Origin of the sequence: Rothia sp. HMSC069C04, from assembly GCF_001812895.1 — a bacterium.
Lineage (GTDB): Bacteria > Actinomycetota > Actinomycetes > Actinomycetales > Micrococcaceae > Rothia.
Map to the genome: position 1 here is coordinate 1 of NZ_KV810758.1, position 1,396 is coordinate 1,396.

At 52.6% G+C, this 1,396-nt stretch carries 2 protein-coding genes; both read left to right on the plus strand.

All coding sequences use genetic code 11. The features are described 5' to 3' along the window. Positions 1 to 359: DUF4190 domain-containing protein (locus HMPREF2879_RS07545; RefSeq protein WP_070635173.1), on the plus strand; the 359-nt coding region annotated here is incomplete at its 5' end. A gap of 215 nt (positions 360 to 574) precedes the next feature. Next, positions 575 to 1,234 (plus strand): hypothetical protein, encoded by a 660-nt coding sequence (locus HMPREF2879_RS07550; RefSeq protein ID WP_070635174.1) that lies wholly within the window; start codon positions 575 to 577, stop codon positions 1,232 to 1,234. Positions 1,235 to 1,396: the final 162 nt, after the last annotated feature.

A 1,396-nucleotide genomic window follows, 5' to 3' on the forward strand; every position in this document is an offset into this window, starting at 1 on the left:
GGGCGGCAGTAACCGCACTGGTCCTGGGCATTATCTCCGCCCTGACCGGCATTTTTGTGATCGGTTCGTTCCTGACCATCCCGACCATTATTTTCGCTGTAATCGCTCTGGTAATGGTCAAGAATGGCACCGGCAAGGGTAAGGGCATGGCAATTGCTGCTCTTGCACTGGTTCTGGTGGCGTACATTGCTACGTTTGCTTTCTTCCAGATTCGTGCCGCGAACCTTGAAAAGTCTAACCGAGAGGCTCGCGAAGTTATCCAGAAGTGTGAGAACCACGAGCCCGGCTACTACATCATTGAGAAGGATGGTAAGCGTTATTGCAACGCTGGCGGCTGGGTCTACGAGATGGATAAGTAAACCGGTTTATTTGGTTCCATGATTAGCCGTCGCTGGTGGAGGGGGCGTTCGTTCACGCGGCAGTCGCCGTGCCTGCGAGCGCCCCTCAACCGTATCCTCCGTGGGTGCTTCAGCATCTGGCAGCGAGTACACCCCGGAGTATCTGCAGCACATCCTTGATGCGCACTCCACTACCATTACCAACTCCTACCTGATTGAAGGAGCGAATAGCTAAAATGATGTCTCAAGAATCTGCTATTACCTTTTGGGGCGTATGCTCCATCATCACAACTATTTTCACGATTTTTACCCTTGCCGCTTACATCATCAATCGACGCCGCGACGAGAAGAAGAAGCGTGAAGGCATCTACATTAGTCGTCTGCGAGCGCTACTGGTGTACGTTATTGTCTTTATCCCGGGTTTCCCGATTATCCGCTATTTTTTGTCGCTCAATGGCCCCGAGACTAACCCCTATGCGGAGGGTATTTACATCTTCATGACTGCTTTCCTCTTGTTCTACCTGTGGCACGTCAACGCCACGTACATGAAGATTTCTTCTGAGGGTATTAATATGCACACCCCCGTTCGCGGGTCGAGGATCTGCCCCATCGGCGCGATTGATAGCGTTGTTTATAGCGAGTCGAAGGATGAAGATACCCCAAGCCGGATGTGGTTTCTCACTAAGTCGCGTGCACGTATTAACCCGTTGAGCGAAAATTATGATGAGTACTATCTCTTGGTCATTACCCGGTTCAGGATTGAGTATGGTCGCTGGCCTGATCTGGATAATCCGGCTGATGTGGATAAGGTGAACCAGCTGGATAACCGTTATGAAGTCATTCCGTATTTCATGAATAATCAAGAGATTGCGGGTCTTGCTGACGTCGATATGTAGCCTGCCGGTTTGTGGGCTGAAGGCTCCCGGGGATGCGCGGCTCACCCCCGCGCTACCCCGGGGCTTTCGGGGCTTATGCCCTGGTATCCTCAGCACGTAGGCACCGCCGCCTAGCCCGGACGGGGCGCGTGCTCTTCCTATTCACCAACCACACGAAACGAG

Excerpts from the sequence above, each read along its gene's own strand:
- HMPREF2879_RS07550 (WP_070635174.1), top strand. The coding sequence starts at position 575 with ATGATGTCTCAAGAATCTGCTATTACCTTTTGGGGCGTATGCTCCATC.